Origin of the sequence: Streptomyces phytophilus (assembly GCF_013870535.1) — a bacterium.
In the GTDB taxonomy this organism is placed as follows: Bacteria; Actinomycetota; Actinomycetes; order Streptomycetales; family Streptomycetaceae; genus Streptomyces; species Streptomyces phytophilus.
Genome location: NZ_JACBXC010001577.1, coordinates 1 through 1,209, shown reverse-complemented (window position 1 = coordinate 1,209; position 1,209 = coordinate 1). Strand labels below are relative to the sequence as shown.

At 71.6% G+C, this 1,209-nt stretch carries 3 protein-coding genes; 2 read left to right on the top strand and 1 reads right to left on the bottom strand.

Going from position 1 to position 1,209, the window contains the following annotated elements; all coding sequences use genetic code 11:
- On the top strand, positions 1-312 hold a 312-nt coding region (locus tag H5J30_RS34370; RefSeq protein ID WP_181791730.1), incomplete at its 5' end, for a DNA glycosylase AlkZ-like family protein.
- 70 nt (positions 313-382) lie between these two features.
- Here H5J30_RS34370 and mihF read toward each other — a convergent pair.
- Positions 383-703 (bottom strand): integration host factor, actinobacterial type, encoded by a 321-nt coding sequence (mihF, locus tag H5J30_RS34365; protein WP_309505722.1) that lies wholly within the window; start codon positions 701-703, stop codon positions 383-385.
- 234 nt (positions 704-937) lie between these two features.
- Here mihF and H5J30_RS34360 point away from each other — a divergent pair.
- The coding region (locus tag H5J30_RS34360; RefSeq protein ID WP_181791731.1) for an RrF2 family transcriptional regulator at positions 938-1,209 on the top strand (272 nt) is incomplete at its 3' end.

Below are 1,209 nucleotides of genomic sequence, written 5' to 3'. Positions count from 1 at the left end.
CTGCCGTACTTCGACGCGTACGCGATCGCCTGCCGCCCCCGCGAACTCCTCTTCCCCGGGCGGGCCTACGAGCGCGCCCTCGCCGGCGGCCAGGCGGGCAACTTCCCGGTGCTGCTGATCGACGGCGAGGCCGCGGGCGTGTGGCACCAGCGCCGCTCGGGCCGCCGGATCACCGTCACCGTCGAACCGCTCGACCGCCTGCCGGCGCCGCGCGGGCGGGAGCTGGCGGCGGAGGTGGAGCGGCTGGGGGAGATCATGGAGGGCCGGGCGGACCTGACGGTGGGCCGGGTGGAGGTGGGCCCGCACGCGTAGCGCCGGCCCCGGCGCTAGCCCGGCGACGCCACCCCGGCCCTGCCCCCCCGTACTCCCGCCCTGGCGGGAGTCAGCTCCGCACTGCCGCGCCGATCAGCTCCCGCTGCACCGGCGCCAGGCTGCGGAGCCTGCGGGTGTCGGACAGGCCCAGCCTCGTCATCAGCTTCGCCGTCTGCGCCGGCCCCACCCCCGGCAGCGCCAGCAGGAAGTCCTTCGCCAGCATGTCCCCGGCCAGGGCGTCCCGCGCCGCGCGCTCCAGCGCCTGTACGCAGTCGACCTCCCCGTTCTTGATCGCCCGGACCAGCGCGGTCCGGGCCCGCTGGGCCTCAAGTGCCTGGTCCAAGGCGCGCGCACACTCCACCGGACTGCGCTGTCCCGGGATCTTCTTCATCGGCCCCATCCGAGCTACTCCCCTCTCGCTGCTGCGACTTGAGGAGAACAGTAGCCGGAGTATCCGGATTTGATCCGCCATTTGAGTGTGTGCCGCTAAAGTCAGTTGTGCTGAAAAGTAACCGACTTGGGCGCTTAGTCGCGATGTCCGACGGTGTGCTGTACCTATCCACTGCTCCGCAGTTCTCCTGTTTGCGCTGATAATTCTGGAGGTTTAATATCCAGAATCATGAGGATGACCGAGGGCGTCGAGTGGGCGCTGCACAGCTGCCTGAACCTGGCGTGGGCGGGCCCCGACCGCCCGGTGACGGCGGCCCGCCTCGCGGCGTACCACGAACTCCCCGCCCCGTACCTCAACAAGCAGCTCCAGGCCCTCGTCCGCGCCGGCATCGTCGCCTCCACGTCCGGGCCGCGCGGCGGCTTCCGGCTCGTCCGGCCGCTCGCGCGGATCACGCTGATGGACGTCGTCGCCGCCATCGAGGGCCCCGGCGAGGCGTTCCGCTGCAC

What these genes read in the sequence shown, in the direction of transcription:
- mihF (WP_309505722.1), bottom strand. Translation starts at nt 703, where the DNA reads ATGAAGAAGATCCCGGGACAGCGCAGTCCGGTGGAGTGTGCGCGCGCC.